The organism is Alkalicoccobacillus murimartini (genome assembly GCF_030813245.1).
In the GTDB taxonomy this organism is placed as follows: Bacteria; Bacillota; Bacilli; order Bacillales; family Bacillaceae_D; genus Alkalicoccobacillus; species Alkalicoccobacillus murimartini.
In genome coordinates this window covers 25853-45170 of the sequence record NZ_JAUSUA010000002.1, presented here as the reverse complement: position 1 = coordinate 45170, position 19318 = coordinate 25853, and the positions used below count along the sequence as shown (strand labels likewise).

The following is a 19318-nucleotide window of genomic DNA, read 5'->3' as shown; positions in this document are numbered from 1 at the left end:
TAGAATATAGATAAGTTGTGTCTATTTTGGGGCGATTTCTGTACAAATGTATACCTGTATATTAGTTCGTGAAATAGATCACAAGTGAACGTTAAAAAATAAATCGATGGAAGTGATATTGTGAATAAGCCGCATATTGTAATCTTAGGCGCAGGCTATGGTGGAATGATCACAGCTACAAAGCTTCAAAAAAAAGTTGGAGATAATGAAGCGAAAGTCACGCTTGTAAACAAACATGATTACCATTATCAAACAACATGGTTACACGAACCAGCAGCCGGTACCATGCTTCCGGAAAAAACAAGAATGCCTATTAATAGCGTACTGGATTTCCGCAAAATTAACTTTGTTCAAGACGAAGTAGTTGAAATCAAGACAGAAGAAAAGAAGGTTCTACTTAAAGATGGAGAGCTAGATTACGATTATCTTGTTGTTGGGCTTGGAGCTGAAGCTGAAACATTTGGCGTACCTGGCGTTAAAGAACATGCATACAGCAAATGGACAGTGAATGGTGCTCGTCAGATTAAAGACCATATCGAAAATTGTTTCGCTAAATACAATAACCAAGTAGAAAAAGAAGAAGGATTGCTTACTTTTGTAGTAGCTGGAGCCGGATTCACAGGGATCGAGTTTATTGGTGAGCTTTCTGAACGTGTTCCTCAGCTCTGTAAGCAGTATGACATTCCGCGTGATCAAGTAAAGTTATATGTAGTGGAGGCAGCTCCAACAGCATTACCTGGATTTGATCCGGAGCTAGTCGAGTACGCAATGAATTTGCTTGAAAGCCGTGGGGTTGAATTTAAGATCAATACGCCGATTAAAGAAGTAACCGCAGCTGGCGTTGTGGTTGGTGAAGGCGAAGAAATTAAGGCCTCTACAATCGTATGGGCAACAGGAGTTCGAGGCAGTTCTATTATCGAGCGTTCTGGTTTTGAAAACATGCGTGGTCGTATTAAGGTAGAAGCTGATCTTCGTGCACCTGGATTTAGCGATATCTTTATTATTGGGGACTGTGCACTACTGATTAACGAAGAAATTAATCGTCCTTATCCTCCAACTGCTCAAATTGCAATGCAGATGGCAGAAGTGTGTGCGAGCAACTTGAATGCGTTGGTTAATGGTGGCGAGTTAAAAACCTTTAAGCCAGACATCAAAGGAACAGTAGCGTCACTTGGAGGCAAAGAAGCCATTGGAGCTGTTGGGTCACGTAAACTTTACGGTGGAACAGCTAACTTCATGAAGAAGATGATTGATAACCGCTACCTGCTAATGCTTGGTGGAGTAGGTCTTGTTCTGAAAAAAGGGAAAAAGCCATTTTAATAAATCGTACTAATCTTTAGCCCCCAATTTTGGGGGCTTTTTTGTTTTCTGAATCGAATCTTCTCGTTACATGCAAAAAAACGATGCCAAAAACAATCATGAAGAGAGCTAAAAACTTAATAAACGAAAGAGATTCACCAAAAAGAAATCGTCCTATAAAAATGGACAGAGCTGCCCCAGTACCTCCCCAAATTGCATAGGCAATGGAAAGCGGAATGCCTCTAACAGCTAACGATAAGAAACTAAAGGCTATAAAGTAACATACAAGCGAGTAGATCGTAAATCCAACTTGAGTAAAGCCAGCTGAGTAATTAAGTGCAATCTGACCGTTCACTCCAAAAAAGATAGCTGATACTAAATAAACGGAATAGATGTTCAATCCTCCTCCCCCTCCCTAAAGTCACTACTTAAGCTGCGAAATTTAATAACAGGATGCCAGAAAGCAAGATCCCGAGCCCAAAGACTCTTTTGAAATCAGCCGTTTCCTTTAAAAATAAAATTGAAAATAGAACGGTTGAAGCAATTCCAAGACCAGACCAGGTTGCGAATACAAGGCTCATTGGCAATGAAGTTAATGATTTTGCTAAAAAGTAAAAACAGAATCCATAACCCGCGAAAGTAAAAATACTTGGAAGGATCTTTCGTAAGCCATTAGATCGCTTTAATTGAATGGAAGCAAATACTTCGATAGAAATGGCTAGAATTAAGTAAACATATGAAATGAATTAAATAACCTCCTAAAATCATTTTGACAGTTATAAATATAACCACTTATAATGTATTTAGCAAGTTATAATAGTGGGAGGACCAATATGGAATCTACAAAACCATTTGAATTAACTAAAGCTGGAGGGGATATCAGCTTAGATTTTATGAACACGGCTAATTTTCATGGAACCGAGCATCATCAAGAATGGTTGAAGACTCAAGCGGACTTAGTAGAGTGGTCAGAATTTATAGGGTTACGAGCAAATGATGTAGTTCAAGCTGGAGATATTGATTTAAAAGAAATACTCAAGCTAAGAGAGTCAATGTATGGCATCATAATTGGAACGTTGCATCAAACGACTATAAATGAAGATCATTTGACGACAGTGAACCACTGGTTACAGCAAGTTGCTGCATACGTAAGAATTTCGCAGACAGAAGATGGTACATTCGTCAAAGAGTTAAAAAATCTAAAAGGATTAAAACAAATAGTCTTTCCAGTTGTACTTGCCTTTGAAGAACTTCTTACCTCATCACACATAAAAAAGGTGAAGCAATGCAATAGTGAACGTTGCGAATGGTTGTTTATTGATAAGACAAAAAATCAAAGTAAACAGTGGTGCACCATGGATGTTTGTGGGAATCGAGAAAAGGCCAAGAGGTTTTATCATTCAAAAAAGAAATAAAAATGGAGGCAAAGGCAATGGGTCATTTTGAATTAACAAAGAGGTTTACATCAACATTCGGAGAGATCCAATTTGAAAAAAAGGGGGATGGCCCAGCACTTGTTTTGGTTCATGGTACACCTTGGTCCTCCTTTAATTGGAGACACATCATTCCATCACTAAGTCAGTGGTTTACTGTTTATTATTACGATCTAGTGGGTTATGGAAAATCAGAGAAAGCTGAGGCGGTTTCCTTAGATATACAAAGTAAGGTTCTTAAGGAACTTCTTACTTATTGGAAATTAGATAACCCAATTGTAATTGGACATGACTTTGGTGGAACAACGGTTCTACGTACGCATTTGCTAGAAAAAGTGGCATTTAAAAAGATGATTCTGATTGATCCAGTCGCGCTTGCGCCGTGGGGTTCTCCTTTTTTCTCCCATGTAAATAAATTTGAATCTGCCTTTACTGGTCTTCCTGAGAAAATCCATCGGGCCATTGTGACTGATTATATTCAAGGAGCTATGTATCATCCTATGAGCACTGAAACGATGGAAGGAATTCTAGATCCATGGTTAGGCATTTCTGGACAAGCTGCGTTCTACCGTCAAATTGCCCAAGCCAACCAATCATATACAGATGAATTGGAGCCTCTTTATCAGACGATTGAGATCCCTACCTTACTTATTTGGGGAGAAGAAGATCAGTGGATTCCTATTAAAAAAGGTGAGGAATTACATCAAAGGATAAAGACGTCAACATTTATGAATGTACCTTTTGCTGGACACCTCATACAAGAGGACCAACCAACCAGACTATTGGGCTATCTCCTTAAGGATCTGCTCAATTAAGCTTTCTTTTAAAACTTGAGATTGACTGAAATCTATTCTGTTTTGTAAACTAGAAAAGAAGATAGGAGTGAAGGTATATGAATATTCCTCAGCTGGTTATTTCTATGCTGATTTTTCTAGTCATGTTTTTTGGAATCGGTTTCTTATTGAATATGCTATTACGTTCAACATGGCTGATGGCTTTTATTTATCCGCTTGTTGTATTAATTATAGTAAATCAAAGTCCGCTGGGTGGGTACCTGACACAACCATTAAGCGAATTACAGAACCTCGGATACGCTCTATTGAATTTGAAAGTGGTCGATCACCTTGTATTATCCTTTGGACTCATAGGCTCAATTATAGCGGGCATTGTTATTAAAATGCTCCGCGTACGTGGCTACCAAATGTTCTAAACCTTTTTGACTCCTCTCTCAAATGAATACTTCTCCAATGTTTTGGAAAAGCTGTTCTGTGAGAGGAGTGAGTATTCTTGAATCTGCCAAAAAGGCGTCATTCTAGAAACATAACAAGTCGAGCAGCGATGACTGTGCTTTTACTTGTGGCGATTTGGGCAACATTTACAACCATTTCAGGTGTACAACCAAATCAAGTAAATACATGGGTCAGAACAGAACTAACCAAATCAGAACAGTTCCCTTACCAAGCAAGCGACCATGAGCACAAACAAGTATCATTGGCGCAAAAAGAACTGCCGACCTATCAAACGGCACATGCCACCATGTCAGCAGAGGTCACTACTTCTGGTGAGGCAGACCAAAATAGTCTTGATTATTTAGAGGACTGGTCAAAGTATCCTGCCCATCGAGTAGAAGCAACAGGCTATACAGCAGGCTACGAATCAACAGGTAAAGTTCCCGGCGATGCCGCGTATGGGATTACATACTCCGGCGTACCCGTCACAAGAGACGTCTTTTCAACCATAGCGGCCGACACAAGTGTCTTCCCATTAGGCACAGTGCTCTTTATACCTGGATATGGATATGGAGTAGTCGCAGACACAGGCTCAGCCATCAAAGGAAACAAAATTGACCTCTACTACCATACCGTCGATGACGTCTATGAACGCTGGGGCAAAAAAGAATTAGATGTCTTTATCGTAGAACAAGGCTCAGGTTCCTTAAGTCAAGACGAACTAGAAGCGATGAATCAAGACGAAGCTGTCCAAGTATTCCGAGGACAAATCGATCCATAAAATAAACAAAGGTCATCTCATTAGTCAGAAAAGGACTAATGGAGTGGCTTTTTTTGTTTTATTGGTTTGGTGAAGGTTGTTTGAGGGGGGGCGGAGTGGGCGGTCTTGGTAAAGTAGCTGTGGTGCTTGGTAAACGAGTTCTGGCGCTTGATAAAAAGTGCAGTTGTTCGTGGTAAAGGGGTGGGTTCTTGGTGCGAGCGTGGATGTTCTTGGTCCCATGGTCAATCTTCGTGATAAGGTGTTCCTCCTCGTGGTAAAAGGCGGTCGGGCTTGGTAAAACGGATGTCCCTCTTGACAAGGCCCATCTCCTCTTGGTAAACGATGATCTATCGTGGTGGATGGTGCCTACTTCGTGATAAAGCCCTCAAAGCAAATAAGGTCTTAAAAAATGTACATTTTTATCCTATGGTGGGTGAACTAGGTTAGAGAGGGTGCAGGTTCTTGATAACGGCGCACTGTTTCTTGGTAAAAGTGGGGTCGCTCGTGACAAAGGGGGTGGGTTCTTGGTGCGAGCGTGGGTGTTCTTGGTCCCATGGTCAATCTTCGTGATAAGGCGTTCCTCCTCGTGGTAAAAGGAGGTCGGGCTTGGTAAATCCGATGTCCCTCTTGATAAGACCCATCTCCTCTTGATAAACGATGATCTATCGTGGTGGGTGGTGCCTACTTCGTGATAAAGCTCTCAAATCAAATAAGGTCTTAAAAAATGTACATTTTTATACGATGGGTGGGTGATCGAGGTTAGAGAGGGTGCGGGTTCTTGATAACGGCATACTGTTTCTTGGTAAAAGTGGGGTTGCTCGTGACAAAGGGGGTGGGTTCTTGGTGCGGCGTGGGAGTTCTTGGTCCCATGGTCAAAATTCTTGATAAGACGGTTCTTCTCGTGGTAAAAGGCGGTCGATCTTGGTAAATCCGATGTCCCTCTTGATAAGGCCCATCTCCTCTTGATAAACGATGATCGATCGTGGTGTATGGTACCTTCTTCGTGGTAAACCCCTCAAACTAAATAAGGTCTTAAAAAATGTACATTTTTATCCGATGGGTGGGTGAACGAGGCAAGCGGGGGAGGAGGGTCTTGGTAACGGCGTTTTGGGGTTTGGTAAAAGTACGTGTGCTCTTAATAAAGGATCCGAGTTCTTGGTAAATCCGCGTCTGCTCTTGCCCTAAAGCCCAACCTTCTTGATGAAACAGCTCCCATCGTGGTAAAAGGCGGTCGATCATGGTAAAGCGGATGTCCCTCTTGATAAGGCCCACCTCCTCTTGATAAACGATGATCTATCGTGGTGGGTGGTGCCTTCTTCGTGATAAACCCCTCAAACTAAATAATCTCTAAAAAAATGACCATTTTTATCCGATGAGGGTGTGAACCAGGCATGAGATGTGGAAGGTCTTGGTCACGACGCACTATCTCTTGCCAAAAGTGTGTTTGCTCTTAATAAAGGATCCGAGTTCTTGATAATTATGCTCTTGCTCTTGCCCCAAAGTTCAACCTTCTTGATGACACCGCTCCCATCGTGGTAAAAGGCGGTCGGGCTTGATAAAGCGGATATCCCTCTTGATAAGGCCAATCCCCTCTTGCCAAATACGCGTCTGCTCTTGCCCCAGAGCTCAACCTTCTTGATATCACCACAATAAATGGAGCATGCTCATGCTCTCTCGAACGTCTCTCTTACCAAGCCCCACCTCCTCTTGATAAACGTTGATCCATCTTAACAAATCTCCACACAAATACTCCCCTCCCACCCACCAAAAAAAAGACACGAATCCGGTCTCAACCGAAATCCATGCCTTTTTTGCATTAACTCTAATATTAAAAAATCCAAGCGTATAGTCCAAGTGTTAAGAAGATCCCAAGTAATGCGCCGAAAAATACTTCAATGGGTTGGTGTCCGAGTAGTTCTTTTAGTTTGTCTGCATCTTCTTTTTTTGGCCATGTCTTCACTTCGTCCACAAGCTTGTTGAAATCTGCCACAAGCTGGTTCAAGACAGTTGCGTGATAGCCTGCATGTCTTCTGACACCTGTAGCATCAAACATTACGATGATACCTAGAATGGCTGTTGCCGCAAATACAGGAGAGTCTAGTCCGAGTTCAATGGCAACGGCAGTGGAAAGGGCTGTTACTGCGGCGGAGTGAGAGCTGGGCATGCCGCCGGTACTGGTGAAAAGTTCAAAGTTAAGCTTTCTTGTTGCAATAAAGGCTAAGGGGATTTTGATGAATTGAGCCACAATAATGGCAATTAGTGCAGACCACAAAGGTAAGTTTTGAAAAATCTCCATGTATGCGATGACGTCCTTTCCTACGAAACAAAATCACGTATTCAATATCATTATTATAGCACAGACACCCCATGGATTAAAAAGATAGTATTCATTAGATTACGCTGTTTTTTAGGGAATTATGTTATACTAGTGTAATAATAAGGAGGGATCAGTTTGTATACACAAGCGAGACAGTTTACGAAAGAGTCATCACATGACGTGTTTGTTATTGGGCTATTAAAGAATGGTGGATTAGATACAGCAGCTTCTGATCTTAATGAAATGTTGAATGGTCAGATCGAAGAGTTAAAGAAGCAAGGCTTGCTTTCTTCTGATAAGGGTGAGCTTCGTTCATTCTATACGTTTGGTCAAGCTAAAACAGCTACTGTTTATACCATTGGTTTAGGAGATAAAAAGGAAGTAGATGCTGAGGTTATTCGCGAGCTTGCAGGCAAGCTTGGCAAAAAGTTGAAAGAAGATCGTGTAACAGATGTAGCGATTAGTCTTGATGCTTTCTTAGCAGCAGATCAAACAGATGCCAGCGATATTGCTTTTTTGATTGGTGAAGGTTTAGGGTTAAGTACATATGAAGTAGTCGATTATAAGGAAAAGTCTAATAAGCCAGAGAAGCATCTTGAAGCTGTTACCTTATACACAGAGGCCTCAGATGATGTAGCTCAATCAGCGGTAGAAGGAAAGGCTTATGCAGAGGGTACAAATTACGCAAGGACTCTTGTGAATACTCCAGCCAATCTTTTAACGCCTACTGATCTAGCAGAGGAAGCACATAAGTTGTCTGAGCGTTATGGTTTTAAGCTTGAGGTTCTTGAAGAAGAAGACATGAAGAGACTTGGTATGGGAGCATTGCTTGCTGTCACGGCGGGAAGTGATCAACCAGCTAAGATGATTGTCTTAACATATCAAGGAACAGACAAGTGGGAGAATGCCATTGGTTTAGTAGGAAAAGGTATGACGTTTGATGCGGGTGGTGTTTCGCTTAAGCCTGCGCTAGGTATGCATGAAATGAAGATGGATATGGGTGGTGCAGGTGCTGTACTTGGAGCGATGGAGTCTATTGGGCAGCTCAAACCAGCAGTAAACATTGTTGCAGTGATTCCATCAGCGGAGAACATGATTAATGGTTCTGCTTTGAAGCCAGGAGATGTTATCCGGGCGATGACTGGTAAAACAATTGAAATCCGTAATACGGATGCTGAAGGTCGTTTAATTCTTGCGGATGGTGTGGCTTATGCTCGTCAGCTGGGTGTCGACTATCTAGTAGATGTAGCGACGCTTACAGGGGCTGTTGTGGTTGCACTAGGAGATTATACAACGGGTGCGATTACGAACAACGATGAGTGGATGCAAAAGGTTACAGAGGCATCAGAGACGGCAGGAGAATGGATCTGGCAGTTGCCAAGTCATAAGCCTTATCAGAAAATGCTTCAGACTAGTAATGTAGCTGATCTTAATAATGCACCGGGTCGTGCTGGTGGCAGTATTACAGCTGGATTGTTCATTGGAGAGTTTGTTGAGAACACGCCATGGGTTCACTTAGATATTGCAGGAACAGCTTGGCAGGATAAGCCATCGACAAATGGACCTGCAGGAGCAACAGGAGTCATGGCTCGTACTTTAACAAGACTTGTTGTTTCTCATACTTAATTCATTTACACAAAAAGCCAGCGGATCTTCTGATCCGCTGGCTTTTTTCAGTAAATTGTACTTATTTCACAGCGTCTTTTAACTGTTTTCCAGCTTTAAAAGCTGGAGTTTTTGTAGCTGCAATACTGATTTCTTCACCGGTTTGAGGATTACGACCTTTTCTGGCTGCACGTTCTCTTACTTCGAAATTACCAAATCCGATAAGCTGAACGGTTTCTCCCTTTTCCAGTGATTCTGAAATAATATCAAAAGCTGACTGAATGGCTGATCCAGCATCCTTTTTTGTTAGTTGAGCACGTTCTGCGACTGCATGGATAAGTTCTGATTTATTCATGTATTACCAACTCCTTTTTTCTAGGTTGCGATCTGCTACCATCCTTTCCCTTTTAAAAAGGAATTATACATTTGGCAGAAAAATATTAAACAAATCGCTTGCGCTGATAAATCACAGCGTTGATTTGACCACCTAAAACGAGCATGATTCCTGTAATAAAGAACCAAAGCATAAGGATGATGACACCACCTAGACTTCCATAGGTTGCTGAATAATTGGCAAAATTACTGATATAGAGAGAGAAGAAAAAGGAAACAAGTTGCCAGCCTAGTGTAGCCACAACCGCACCGATAATTACTTCCTTAAATTTCAGTTTTACATTTGGAGCAATCCAATACACAAGGGTCAGTAACAGTATCATGAATATAACACCAACAGGATAGCGTAAAGCATTTAGTAAAGAAGCTGTTGCTTCTGGAAGAGCCAGGTATGTTTCAAAAAAGCCAATAATGACATTTCCAAACACCGGCATAATTAACGTAATAACGATTGTGACAATCATCCCAATGGTCATCAAGATTGAAAATAGTCGTAGCTTTACAAAGTTACGTGTTTCCTCAATATCGTACGAGCGGTTGATCGCTCGGATTAGGGCATTTAATCCATTCGATGCTGACCAGATGGTGGCCAACACACCAAAGGAAAGTAAGCCTCCTGATGGTTGGTTCACGGTTTCAATGATGGTTTCTGAAAATAGAGCTCCTATTTCATCAGGTAGGTAATCTCCAATAAAGCCCTCAATTACATTATTATCTAAATTGAAGTAAGGAATAATAGCTAACAGAAAAATCATGAGTGGAAAAATAGAAAGCATAAAATAATACGCTAGTGTAGCGGACCAATCAGGAATCGGATCCGTCTGCAGCTTTGTAAAAAGCTGTTTAGAAAATGATCTTTTTCTCATATGCATCATCCTTTAAATAAATAAGTTGTGATAAGTGCTTCTGAACTTAAATCCCCTTCTTTTCCTAAGGCTAAACTCCTGTATAATGAAAAGTAGAGAATAGAAGGTAAGGAGAGAGGAAATTCCCCTATGTATAAAGCAAAAGAACCAAAACTTTTATGGATATTATTGTTCTTAACAACGTTATTGTATGCCCTGTTCTTAGAAGGGCAGTACCTCGTTGTATTTGTGTTAGTGTCTGTTGTTTTAGTGATCATTATGTTTTCTCACTATACATTTACAATAGATGAGACAACGCTAACTATGCGTTATCATGTGGCAGGTATCCAAATTTTTAAGCGGAGCATTCAAGCCGAATCGATTAAAAAGATTCTGTTTATTACGTCCTCTAGGCAAACCATTGCGCTTGTTCAGCTCCATAAAGGCCTTCGATTAAAGCTACATCGATTCCAGCCTAGTGACTATATTCAGGAGCTTCAAGAGTTTGCTGAGGAGCACGATGTGGCGACAGAAGAGACTAGCTTTATAAAACAGAGAAAGTGACATTCATGCACTTCTTAGATATACTAATCAGATACTAATCAAAGGAGTGATCAACTTGCCAACAGTGGAAAGTTTTGAACTAGATCATACCATTGTAAAAGCACCGTTTGTACGTCCATGTGGGACTATACAAGTGGGGACGGACGGAGAAGTAAGAAAGTTTGATATTCGTTTTATTCAGCCAAATAAAGGAGCGATGAAGCCAGACGTTATTCATACGATGGAGCATTTGCTTGCGTTAAATATTCGTCGCTTTGCGGAACCTTACAATCATTTTGATGTCATTGATCTCTCACCAATGGGATGTCAGACTGGGTTTTATCTTATTATGCACGGAACTCCTAGTGTAGACGAGATTATTGATGTTTTGGATGAAACGATGAAGTACTCATTGGAGATTGAAGAAGTGCCTGCTGCAACGGAAAAGCAATGTGGCCAAGCGAAGCTCCATGATCTCGAGGGAGCAAAAAAGCTAATGAAGTATTGGTTATCTCAGGATAAGCAAGTACTTCGTGAGATCTACTAGATAGAACTATTTTAGTCTTCATATAAAACGAACCATTATGCTGAGTTAACGAGCATAATGGTTCGTTTTTTTGTCCAATCATCCTAACCTTTGAGTTACGTAAAGGTAGGTGAGCTTTACTCAAATTGCCGATGTCCCAAGCTCTGCTAGCTTGTTACCCATGATCGATAATATCTGCGGATGTGTCTCCTTTAAACGTCAGCTTGGAAGAAGGAGTGATGCTCCCTTTTAAAACATCCCTCATGAGGTGAAGGGCCTCTTCGTTGGCTGGGATCGTATTAGAAGCTGTACAATCTTCTGGTACGAAAATTTTGTAATCACGCATATAGGCATCATTTGCGGTGAAATGAACACACATGTTGCCAGCCACTCCCGTTAAAATAACGGTTTCAACCATTAGATGCTCAAGTAATAGGTGAAGGGGAGTCGCAAAGAAACCTGAGAATTTAGGTTTCAGTACAAAATAATCTTCTTCAACCGGTTTAAGAAGCTCTGTAATTGGTTTTCCACGTGTATCTTCTTCAATAATGTACTCAACAATTTCCTTGAAGTCTGATTGCCATCTTCCGTAGTTATCATTGACATAGATGGTAGGAATCCCAGCATCCTTTGTTCGCCTTTTTAATTCAGCAATATTCTCTGCACAAGGCAATGCGCGTTCATATAGCTTGTCTCCATCTTCAAACTCCATAGAATTAATCATATCAATAATAATTAAGGCTGTTTTATTTTTTGACTTTGATGTTTTTTCGATGTGAAACACCTCCAAATTGTAAAAAAGAGTATTCGTTCAATGCTGTCCACTATGTTATGATAAACAAAATATAAAGATAACATCCTTGCACTGGAAGGGGCCATCATGATGGATCAAAAAGCAATTGAAATTCTCCATATTATAGAATCAAATGGTCGAGTAGAAATACCGATCTTAGCTAAAATGGTAGAGGTTACAGAAGAAGAAGTAAAGCAATACCTCAAAGAGCTGGAAAAGGAACGTGTGATCCTTAGTTATTCAGCCGTTATTGATTGGACCAAGGTACGAAATCAAGAGGGTGTTACGGCAGTAATAGATGTGAAAGTAACGCCAAAGCGTGGCGTTGGATTTGATGCAGTGGCAGAACGAATTTATCGTTTTCCAGAAGTGAAAGCCCTGTATTTGATGTCAGGAGCATATGATTTGTCTGTTGTAATTGAGAGTAAAACAATGTCTGAAAGTGCACGATTTGTATCCGACAAACTATCGACGATTGACTCTGTGATTTCCACAACGACACACTTTCAACTTAAGAAATACAAGCATGATGGTGTGGTTTTTGATGAGCCTGATAAAGATCGACGTATGGTGGTGTCTCCATGAGTTCCGTTAGTGTTAATCAAACATCTAGATTGTCAGAGCGTGTTCAAGAAATTCCTCCTTCAGGTATCCGGCGTTTTTTTGATTTGGCATCCACTATGGAGAATGTCATTTCATTAGGTGTAGGAGAACCTGATTTTGTTACTCCTTGGAAAGTGAGAGAAGCGAGTATTTCATCGTTGGAGCGCGGATTCACGTCTTATTCTGCAAATGCAGGTGTGCTGGAATTACGCCGCTCGATTGCCGATTATATGCACACTCGTTTTTCTGTTTCTTATGACCCTGATACTGAAGTACTCGTTACAGTAGGAGCTAGTGAAGCAATTGATATAGGGATGCGAGCCATACTAAATCCTGGTGATGAAGTGATCATTGTAGAGCCGACTTTCGTATCCTATCGTTCGTTGGTTTCCATGGCTGGTGGAGTGCCGGTACCAATTCGTACGGGCATTGAAGATAACTTTAAAGTGACCGCTGATTTAATCAAACAAGCGATTACGCCACGAACCAAAGCCTTAATGATTTGTTTCCCTAATAATCCAACAGGCTCGACAGTTGGGCGCGATGAGTTAGAGGGTATTGCTAAATTGGCAAATGAGCATAATTTACTTGTGTTCTCTGATGAAATCTACGCAGAGCTTTCCTATGATGAACCACATATTAGCATCGCTGAACTGGAAGGCATGAAGAATCGAACGATTTTAATCTCAGGGTTCTCAAAATCATTTGCGATGACGGGCTGGAGATTAGGGTTTGTATTAGCCCCTCCAGATATTCTGGCTGCTATGCTCAAAATTCATCAATACACGCTCATGTGTGCGCCGACCATGGCTCAATACGGTGCTATTGAAGCTTTAGAGAATGGCATGGAGGACTTGCAGCAAATGCGTGACTCCTATCGTCAGCGTCGCAATTATGTAGTAAAGACTTTTGCAGAGATTGGTTTATCTTGTCACTCACCAGGTGGAGCTTTTTATGCATTTCCTTCTGTTCAAAGTACAGGCTTTACGTCGGAAGAATTCGCAGAGAAGTTACTTCTTGAGGAACGTGTCGCTGTTGTACCAGGACATGTATTTGGAGAAGGTGGAGAAGGGTATATCCGCTGTTCTTATGCAACTTCAATGGAAAATTTGCAGGAAGCGATGACTCGATTAGATCGTTTTCTAACAAAATATGCGTAATGGAGAAAACTACTTATTAGATCATTCTAATAGGTGGTTTCTTCTCGTGTCTAAAGTTAAAAGGAGGAATACACCGTGTTAAACAACCTAAAAGAAGTGAATCCGTTGGTTCATTGTATGACCAACATGGTAGTAACAACCTATACAGCTAATGGACTACTCGCTATTGGTGCATCTCCCGTTATGGCCTACGCAAAAGAGGAAGTAGAAGATATGGCAACTGCTGCTGGAGCTCTTCTGCTAAATATCGGTACACCTTCTGTAGAATTAACTGAGGCGATGATTCTAGCTGGAAAAGCGGCCAATAAGGCTGGTACTCCTGTGATCCTCGATCCAGTAGGGGCAGGCGCTACCACTTTTCGAACGGACATTTGTCATCGAATTCTTGAAGAAGTTGATGTATCCATTGTAAGAGGGAATGCGGGAGAAGTTGCGGCTCTTGTTGGAATGGATGGTGTTGTAAAAGGTGTAGATGGTTCTTTAGATGGTGATAAACTACTCGTAGCAAAAAAGCTTGCTAACGCGTATACTTGTGTAGCTGTGGTTACTGGCGAAGTAGATATCATTACTGACGGAGAAAAGGTCTATTCTGTTTCCAACGGGCATAGCTGGTTAACGAAAGTAGTTGGTACAGGTTGTTTGTTGGGTGGTGTGGTTGCAGCGTTTGCGGCAACAGTCAAGCCTGATCAGTATGTAGAAGCTTCGGCATTTGCTGTGTCATCTTATGGAGTAGCTGCTGAGAAGGCGTTTGAGCAGTCGAACAAAGGCTTTGGTTCATTTGGACAGGCTTTTATAGACCAACTGGGCATAGTAACTGAAGAAGAGGTTTTGAAGCTACGTAAAGTAGAATCTTAAAATAGATCGAAAAGAAAGTGTGGCATAAGAAGGATGAGTAATTTATTTCAATCAGATCAATTGCCTGCGTTTATCCAGGAGTCTTTGGTAGCGATGAATATTACGGAACCAACTGATATTCAACAAAAGATGATTCCAGAGGCGCTGGAAGGTCAAAGTATTATTGCACGTTCACAAACGGGTACAGGAAAAACGTTGGCGTACTTGCTACCGATTCTTTCTCGTGTGGATGCTTCAAAAAAAGGATTACAAGCTGTTATCCTGGCACCGACTCAGGAATTAGGGATGCAGATTCTTGATGTGGCCAAAAAGCTATCAGCCGAAGAGCCACTTGAGATTGCTGCTTTTATAGGTGGCGCCAATATTAATCGACAGCTAGAAAAGCTGAAGAAGCAAAAGCCTCATATTGCTGTGGGTACACCCGGTAGAATTCTAGAGCTTATTGAACTAAAAAAGCTTAAGCTAAAAGATGTAATCTGTGTAACGGTTGATGAGGCCGATCGGATGCTTGGTGAAAAGTCCTCATGGGACGCGGTAACGGAAATATCAAAACGAATTGGCCGAGATAAGCAATTTTTATTTGTTTCAGCTACTATTCCAGAATCATTGTCCGAAAAGACAGCGATGTTTGCTCCATTTACTGTGCAAATAGAAGCTTCGGGTCAAATAATAAATGCTGAGCTTGTGTCACACTTTTATATTGAGTGTGAAGCCCGTGACAAAATTGATACTGTACGTAGACTTATTCATGCTGAAGACGTTCAAAGGGGTATTGTTTTTGTGAACCAATTAGAACGCCTTACTGAAACAACGGAAAAGCTGAAGTATCGAGGGTTAAAAGCAGCATCTCTTTCTTCTGAGAGTACAAAGCAAGAGCGTGAAAAAGTTCTTAAAGCGTTTCGTCAAGGTGAGCTACATATACTTGTGGCAACAGATATCGCAGCTCGTGGATTAGATGTGGAAGATATTACACATATTATTCAGTTGGATGCACCAGCCGAAACCGATTCATATCTGCATCGTGCAGGACGAACGGGAAGAGTTGGAAAATCAGGACGTGTATTTACTTTGTTAGAACAGCATCAAGCATACAAATTAGAAAAATTAAAACGTGGTCTCGACCTAACCTTGAATAAAGCAATAGTAAGAGGTGGCCGTTTGATCGAAGAAGCGAAATAGCTCGTCTTTTCGATCGCAGGTTTAGTCGATGAAAGATTCGTTTATATGTATTATATAGACAAAAATGGACCATAAAATTTCTTATTTAAACGCTTTTTGCATAAATCACAAACCTATGTTAAAATCAAAAGGTTAAAAAATAGTTGGGAGATGTATGTGCATGGCTAATTATGAAGTAGGCAGTATCATCGAAGGAAAAATCACAGGAATCAAACCTTTCGGAGCCTTCGTTGCGATCGATGAACAAAAGCAGGGGTTAGTACACATTTCGGAGGTGGCTCACGGCTTTGTTAAGGATATCAATGATGTTCTGACTGTTGGAGATGAAGTGAAAGTTAAAGTTATCTCTATTGATGAGAACTCAGGAAAAATTTCTCTATCAATCCGTGCAACTCAGGAAGCACCAGCTCGTCCAGCAAGCAAACCTCGTCCAAGCGGCGGCGGTGGCGGAAGCTACGGTGGAGGCGGTTCACGTAAACCACCTCAACAGCAACAAAAACAAGGCTTTAACACACTTGAAGATAAGCTTAAAGAGTGGTTGAAGCAGTCTAACGAAATTCAAGCAGACCTAAACAAACGTGCAAAGAAATAAGTAAGTTTGTTTTAAGGAGAAGTCCCTGTGTTTACAGGGGCTTTTTTTGTACAAAAATAGAGGTGCACGGATGTACACCTCTATTTCCAATAGAAAATTATCTTTCCGTTTCAGGAATTCGCTCAATTTCTTCATCTGGCTTGAACAGTATTGAAATACAATAAAGTCCTGCTAGTCCAACTAAAGCATAAATTACTCTTGAAAAAGCTGCTGCTTGACCACCAAATAAAGCTGCTACTAAGTCAAATCGGAAAAAACCAATAAGTCCCCAGTTGATTGCTCCAATAATAGCTAGCACAAGAGCAGTCCGTTGAATGCCACTCACATCAATCACCTCCGTTGTTGTAGGATTTGCACAACCGTCGATGTGAGGGTGTGCTTCTTCATTAGAATGAGAAAATAAAGATGAAATTATGCATGAACGAAGATTAGTGATGCAAGGATTGGGTCAGAATAAGCGCTCAGGCAAGTTTCTTTACACACAGCGTAGAACTGATTAGGATAAGTTTTAGAACAATGAGGAGGCGTTAAGCTTGGAAACATTTACGTACTATAACCCAACACGACTTATATATGGAATCGATCAAACACATGAGCTCGCTTCACAGCTCCCTAAAAATGAGAAGATCTTACTTGTTTATGGTGGAGGTAGTATTAAGAAAAATGGACTGTATGACACGGTACTTGATCAGTTAAATCAAGCTGGTGCTGAGGTGACAGAACTTGCTGGTATTGAACCAAACCCGCGTTTGAAAACTGTTCGTCGCGGCATTGAGCTATGTAAAGAGAATGGTATTTCATTTATTCTTGCCGTAGGTGGTGGAAGTGTCATTGATGCAACCAAAGCTATTGCTGTTGGAGCCAAATTCGATGGGGATATTTGGGATGTAATCACCAAAAAAGAAACAGCTACAGCTGCACTTCCTTTTGGTACTATTTTGACACTTGCAGCAACAGGTTCTGAAATGAATGCAGGATCGGTTATTACAAACTGGGATACCAATGAAAAAATTGGCTGGGGAAGTCCATATTCATTCCCAACCTTCTCTATTCTTGATCCAAAGAACACTCTATCTGTTCCGCGTGATCATACGGTATACGGAATGGTAGACATGATGAGTCATGTTCTTGAAGCATACTTTAATCGTGTGGAGAACACGCCACTTCAAGATCGCATCTGCGAATCCATTTTAAAAACAGTTATCGAAACAGCTCCACAATTACTCGAAGACCCTACAAACCTGGAGCATCGTGGAACGATTCTTTATTGCGGAACCATGGCATTAAACGGTGTGACTCAGATGGGAGCAAGAGGAGACTGGGGTTCCCACAATATCGAGCATGCTGTATCTGCTATTTCTGATATCCCACATGCAGGAGGATTGGCTATTATCTTCCCACATTGGCTAAGAAATAGTATCGATGACAATCCGAAGCCTCATGTACAGCTTGCTGTAAGAGTATTGAACGTGGATCCAGAAGGCAAAACAGATCAGGAAATAGCAGAAGAAGGCATTCAGAAATTAAGTGAATTCTGGACAAGCTTAGGCGCTCCAAATAGATTAGCTGATTATGATATTGATGAAAGTCAAATTGATCGCATGGCTGGTATTGCGGCAGCGAACGGAGAGTTCGGTCGCTATGCTGTGTTAAATAAAGATGATACAGCGAGAATTCTTACTGCGGCACTGTAAGGTGGCAAAAAGGCGGGAACACTCCCGCCTTTTTTACCATTGTAATACTTGTCTTTTGAAAGCCTATTCGGTAAAGTAGTTATATACATAATAGAATGTAAGGGAGGTTCTTCGGAATATGGAGAACATAACATTTCAATATTCACAAGCTCTATCGTTTTTTAATGAGCAAGAGGTCAGTAATCTTGCACCAGCTGTGGAAGCAGCTCATCATTCCTTACACAAAGGAACAGGGGCAGGCAGCGATTATTTAGGCTGGATTGACCTACCTGTTGAGTATGACAAAGAAGAATTTGCACGTATAGAAAAGTCAGCAGCAAAAATCCGCAAAGATTCAGATGTATTACTTGTCGTTGGAATCGGTGGGTCTTACCTTGGGGCACGTGCTGCGATTGAAGCGTTGACACATAGCTTCTACAATACATTAGCTTCTGAAGACCGCAAGTCACCACAAATCTTTTTTGTTGGTCAGAATATTAGCTCCACCTATGTAAGAGATCTATTTGATCTACTAAAAGACAAAGATGTATCAGTGAATGTTATCTCAAAATCAGGCACAACCACTGAACCTGCCATTGCGTTCCGTATTTTCCGTGAATTTCTTGAACAAAAGTACGGAAAAGCAGAAGCAAGAAAACGTATCTACGCAACAACAGATAGCAAACGAGGTGCACTAAAAACTCTTGCAACAGAAGAGGGCTATGAATCGTTTGTCATTCCAGATGACGTAGGCGGTCGTTTCTCTGTCCTAACGGCTGTAGGACTTCTACCTATTGCAGTAAGCGGACTAAATATCAAGACTATGCTTGAAGGTGCAGCAGACGCAAGAAAAGCATACAACAGCCCTAAACTTGAAGAGAACGAGGCGTATCAGTATGCTGCGATTCGTAATCTCCTGTATAACAAAGGGAAAACGACGGAGCTGTTTGTGAACTACGAGCCTTCGTTGCATTATGTTTCTGAATGGTGGAAGCAATTGTTTGGTGAGAGTGAAGGGAAGGATCAAAAAGGGATTTTCCCAGCAGCGGTTGATTTTTCAACGGATCTTCACTCAATGGGACAATACGTACAAGACGGTCGTAGAAACCTCTTTGAAACGATCTTAAATGTCACGAACGTTCGCGAAGAACTAGTTATTGAAAAAGCTGAGTCTGACCTTGATGGATTAAACTATCTCTCAGGTCAAACCATGGACTTTGTTAATAAAAAGGCATTCCAAGGTACAATGCTTGCCCACACAGATGGTGGCGTACCAAATCTAGTGGTGAACATTCCTGAATTAAATGAATATCACTTTGGATATTTGGTTTATTTCTTTGAGAAGGCTTGTGCAATCAGTGGTTATCTACTAGGTGTTAATCCATTTAACCAACCAGGTGTAGAAGATTACAAACGAAACATGTTTGCACTACTTGGTAAAAAAGGGTATGAAGAAGAAAAGCAAGCGTTAGAAAAACGTCTATAATAATAAAAAAACGCAACCATGTGGTTG

General features: G+C 41.1%; 22 protein-coding genes. 15 read left to right on the top strand and 7 right to left on the bottom strand.

Going from position 1 to position 19318, the window contains the following annotated elements; all coding sequences use genetic code 11:
* Positions 1 to 120 precede the first annotated feature (120 nt).
* On the top strand, positions 121 to 1320 hold the full coding sequence (locus J2S05_RS06810; protein ID WP_306981224.1) for an NAD(P)/FAD-dependent oxidoreductase: 1200 nt from the start codon (positions 121 to 123) through the stop codon (positions 1318 to 1320).
* Positions 1321 to 1336: 16 nt separating this feature from the next.
* On the opposite strand, the gene J2S05_RS06805 is transcribed toward J2S05_RS06810, so the two are convergent.
* Both J2S05_RS06805 and J2S05_RS20480 read right to left on the bottom strand, forming a co-directional pair.
* On the bottom strand, positions 1337 to 1699 hold the full coding sequence (locus J2S05_RS06805) for a DMT family transporter (RefSeq protein ID WP_306981222.1): 363 nt from the start codon (positions 1697 to 1699) through the stop codon (positions 1337 to 1339).
* A 28-nt stretch (positions 1700 to 1727) separates the two neighbouring features.
* On the bottom strand, positions 1728 to 2042 hold the full coding sequence (locus J2S05_RS20480; protein WP_370873630.1) for a DMT family transporter: 315 nt from the start codon (positions 2040 to 2042) through the stop codon (positions 1728 to 1730).
* 90 nt (positions 2043 to 2132) lie between these two features.
* Here J2S05_RS20480 and J2S05_RS06800 point away from each other — a divergent pair, with 90 nt between their 5' ends.
* The 4 genes from J2S05_RS06800 (at position 2133) to J2S05_RS06785 (ending at position 4742) form a co-directional block, all read left to right on the top strand.
* On the top strand, positions 2133 to 2714 hold the full coding sequence (locus J2S05_RS06800; protein WP_306981220.1) for a CGNR zinc finger domain-containing protein: 582 nt from the start codon (positions 2133 to 2135) through the stop codon (positions 2712 to 2714).
* A 17-nt stretch (positions 2715 to 2731) separates the two neighbouring features.
* Positions 2732 to 3547: an alpha/beta fold hydrolase gene (locus J2S05_RS06795; RefSeq protein ID WP_306981218.1), complete on the top strand. Its 816-nt coding sequence runs from the start codon at positions 2732 to 2734 to the stop codon at positions 3545 to 3547.
* Positions 3548 to 3624: 77 nt separating this feature from the next.
* Positions 3625 to 3942 (top strand): YuiB family protein, encoded by a 318-nt coding sequence (locus J2S05_RS06790; protein ID WP_306981215.1) that lies wholly within the window; start codon positions 3625 to 3627, stop codon positions 3940 to 3942.
* Between the two features lie 77 nt (positions 3943 to 4019).
* Positions 4020 to 4742, top strand: coding sequence for a 3D domain-containing protein (locus J2S05_RS06785; protein WP_306981213.1), 723 nt, complete (start codon positions 4020 to 4022; stop codon positions 4740 to 4742).
* 1807 nt (positions 4743 to 6549) lie between these two features.
* Here the strand turns inward: J2S05_RS06785 and J2S05_RS06780 are convergent.
* Positions 6550 to 7017 carry a divergent PAP2 family protein gene (locus tag J2S05_RS06780; RefSeq protein WP_306981210.1) on the bottom strand — a complete coding sequence of 156 codons (468 nt, stop codon included), beginning with the start codon at positions 7015 to 7017 and terminating at the stop codon, positions 6550 to 6552.
* A gap of 156 nt (positions 7018 to 7173) precedes the next feature.
* Here J2S05_RS06780 and J2S05_RS06775 point away from each other — a divergent pair, with 156 nt between their 5' ends.
* Positions 7174 to 8664: a leucyl aminopeptidase gene (locus tag J2S05_RS06775; RefSeq protein WP_306981209.1), complete on the top strand. Its 1491-nt coding sequence runs from the start codon at positions 7174 to 7176 to the stop codon at positions 8662 to 8664.
* Between the two features lie 61 nt (positions 8665 to 8725).
* On the opposite strand, the gene J2S05_RS06770 is transcribed toward J2S05_RS06775, so the two are convergent.
* Positions 8726 to 8998, bottom strand: a complete 273-nt coding sequence (locus J2S05_RS06770; RefSeq protein ID WP_306981207.1) for an HU family DNA-binding protein — start codon at positions 8996 to 8998, stop codon at positions 8726 to 8728.
* Positions 8999 to 9083: 85 nt separating this feature from the next.
* Positions 9084 to 9902, bottom strand: a complete 819-nt coding sequence (locus J2S05_RS06765; RefSeq protein ID WP_306981205.1) for a YihY/virulence factor BrkB family protein — start codon at positions 9900 to 9902, stop codon at positions 9084 to 9086.
* Positions 9903 to 10031: 129 nt separating this feature from the next.
* Here J2S05_RS06765 and J2S05_RS06760 point away from each other — a divergent pair, with 129 nt between their 5' ends.
* On the top strand, positions 10032 to 10445 hold the full coding sequence (locus tag J2S05_RS06760; protein ID WP_306981203.1) for a hypothetical protein: 414 nt from the start codon (positions 10032 to 10034) through the stop codon (positions 10443 to 10445).
* Between the two features lie 55 nt (positions 10446 to 10500).
* Complete coding sequence (locus J2S05_RS06755) at positions 10501 to 10971, top strand: S-ribosylhomocysteine lyase (RefSeq protein ID WP_306981201.1); 471 nt, start codon at positions 10501 to 10503, stop codon at positions 10969 to 10971.
* A 154-nt stretch (positions 10972 to 11125) separates the two neighbouring features.
* Here the strand turns inward: J2S05_RS06755 and J2S05_RS06750 are convergent, their stop codons facing one another.
* Positions 11126 to 11734, bottom strand: a complete 609-nt coding sequence (locus J2S05_RS06750) for a cysteine hydrolase family protein (protein ID WP_306981199.1) — start codon at positions 11732 to 11734, stop codon at positions 11126 to 11128.
* 99 nt (positions 11735 to 11833) lie between these two features.
* Here J2S05_RS06750 and J2S05_RS06745 point away from each other — a divergent pair, with 99 nt between their 5' ends.
* The 5 genes from J2S05_RS06745 (at position 11834) to yugI (ending at position 16132) form a co-directional block, all read left to right on the top strand.
* On the top strand, positions 11834 to 12328 hold the full coding sequence (locus tag J2S05_RS06745) for an Lrp/AsnC family transcriptional regulator (protein WP_306982630.1): 495 nt from the start codon (positions 11834 to 11836) through the stop codon (positions 12326 to 12328).
* Positions 12325 to 13506, top strand: coding sequence for an aminotransferase (locus tag J2S05_RS06740; RefSeq protein WP_306981197.1), 1182 nt, complete (start codon positions 12325 to 12327; stop codon positions 13504 to 13506). The genes J2S05_RS06745 and J2S05_RS06740 overlap by 4 nt, the downstream gene beginning before the upstream one ends.
* Positions 13507 to 13581: 75 nt before the next feature.
* On the top strand, positions 13582 to 14361 hold the full coding sequence (gene thiM, locus J2S05_RS06735) for a hydroxyethylthiazole kinase (protein ID WP_306981196.1): 780 nt from the start codon (positions 13582 to 13584) through the stop codon (positions 14359 to 14361).
* 33 nt (positions 14362 to 14394) lie between these two features.
* Positions 14395 to 15540, top strand: coding sequence for a DEAD/DEAH box helicase (locus J2S05_RS06730; RefSeq protein ID WP_306981194.1), 1146 nt, complete (start codon positions 14395 to 14397; stop codon positions 15538 to 15540).
* A gap of 160 nt (positions 15541 to 15700) precedes the next feature.
* Complete coding sequence (gene yugI / locus J2S05_RS06725) at positions 15701 to 16132, top strand: S1 domain-containing post-transcriptional regulator GSP13 (protein WP_306981192.1); 432 nt, start codon at positions 15701 to 15703, stop codon at positions 16130 to 16132.
* A gap of 97 nt (positions 16133 to 16229) precedes the next feature.
* Here yugI and J2S05_RS06720 read toward each other — a convergent pair whose 3' ends face one another.
* Complete coding sequence (locus tag J2S05_RS06720) at positions 16230 to 16457, bottom strand: DUF378 domain-containing protein (protein ID WP_143846529.1); 228 nt, start codon at positions 16455 to 16457, stop codon at positions 16230 to 16232.
* A gap of 208 nt (positions 16458 to 16665) precedes the next feature.
* Between J2S05_RS06720 and J2S05_RS06715 the strand changes: the two genes are divergently transcribed.
* Together J2S05_RS06715 and J2S05_RS06710 are read left to right on the top strand one after the other, a co-directional pair.
* A complete protein-coding gene (locus J2S05_RS06715) occupies positions 16666 to 17826 on the top strand; it encodes an iron-containing alcohol dehydrogenase (protein ID WP_306981187.1) in 1161 nt (386 codons plus the stop codon).
* A gap of 118 nt (positions 17827 to 17944) precedes the next feature.
* Positions 17945 to 19291 carry a glucose-6-phosphate isomerase gene (locus tag J2S05_RS06710; protein WP_306981185.1) on the top strand — a complete coding sequence of 449 codons (1347 nt, stop codon included), beginning with the start codon at positions 17945 to 17947 and terminating at the stop codon, positions 19289 to 19291.
* Positions 19292 to 19318: the final 27 nt, after the last annotated feature.

Bases quoted from the DNA above. Each gene is read 5' to 3' on its own strand.
- J2S05_RS06790 (WP_306981215.1), top strand. From the start codon at position 3,625: ATGAATATTCCTCAGCTGGTTATTTCTATGCTGATTTTTCTAGTCATG.
- J2S05_RS06760 (WP_306981203.1), top strand. From the start codon at position 10,032: ATGTATAAAGCAAAAGAACCAAAACTTTTATGGATATTATTGTTCTTA.
- J2S05_RS06745 (WP_306982630.1), top strand. From the start codon at position 11,834: ATGGATCAAAAAGCAATTGAAATTCTCCATATTATAGAATCAAATGGT.
- J2S05_RS06795 (WP_306981218.1), top strand. From the start codon at position 2,732: ATGGGTCATTTTGAATTAACAAAGAGGTTTACATCAACATTCGGAGAG.
- yugI (WP_306981192.1), top strand. From the start codon at position 15,701: ATGGCTAATTATGAAGTAGGCAGTATCATCGAAGGAAAAATCACAGGA.
- J2S05_RS06780 (WP_306981210.1), bottom strand. From the start codon at position 7,017: ATGGAGATTTTTCAAAACTTACCTTTGTGGTCTGCACTAATTGCCATT.
- J2S05_RS06765 (WP_306981205.1), bottom strand. From the start codon at position 9,902: ATGAGAAAAAGATCATTTTCTAAACAGCTTTTTACAAAGCTGCAGACG.
- J2S05_RS06800 (WP_306981220.1), top strand. From the start codon at position 2,133: ATGGAATCTACAAAACCATTTGAATTAACTAAAGCTGGAGGGGATATC.
- J2S05_RS06740 (WP_306981197.1), top strand. From the start codon at position 12,325: ATGAGTTCCGTTAGTGTTAATCAAACATCTAGATTGTCAGAGCGTGTT.
- J2S05_RS06710 (WP_306981185.1), top strand. From the start codon at position 17,945: ATGGAGAACATAACATTTCAATATTCACAAGCTCTATCGTTTTTTAAT.
- J2S05_RS06730 (WP_306981194.1), top strand. From the start codon at position 14,395: ATGAGTAATTTATTTCAATCAGATCAATTGCCTGCGTTTATCCAGGAG.
- J2S05_RS06770 (WP_306981207.1), bottom strand. From the start codon at position 8,998: ATGAATAAATCAGAACTTATCCATGCAGTCGCAGAACGTGCTCAACTA.